This window comes from Thermoanaerobacter sp. CM-CNRG TB177 (genome assembly GCF_018588165.1).
Lineage (GTDB): Bacteria > Bacillota > Thermoanaerobacteria > Thermoanaerobacterales > Thermoanaerobacteraceae > Thermoanaerobacter > Thermoanaerobacter thermocopriae.
Genome location: NZ_JAFCAC010000032.1, coordinates 1 through 278 on the forward strand (window position 1 = coordinate 1; position 278 = coordinate 278).

Below are 278 nucleotides of genomic sequence, written 5' to 3' on the forward strand. Positions count from 1 at the left end.
ATTGTAGAGGATAGTAAACTTAATGCGCAAATAACAGCAGATATCCTAGCCAAATACGGATACGAAACAGAGATAGTCACATCAGGCGAAGAGGCTGTTGAAAAAGCACTAAATAACATCAAAAGCCCGGACTTAATTCTTATGGACATAGAACTTAAAGGAGCAATCGATGGGATAGATGCAGCAAGAATAATTCAGCAGCATAAAGATATCCCGATTCTATTTCTCACTGCCAATGCCAGTAAAGAAATAATGGAAAAAATAAAGTCAGTTTCAGC

At 37.4% G+C, this 278-nt stretch carries 1 protein-coding gene; it reads left to right on the forward strand.

Annotated elements, in window-relative coordinates:
• Positions 1 to 278, forward strand: a 278-nt coding sequence (locus I4N53_RS01950; RefSeq protein ID WP_214495463.1) for a response regulator, incomplete at both ends; no start/stop codon positions are given.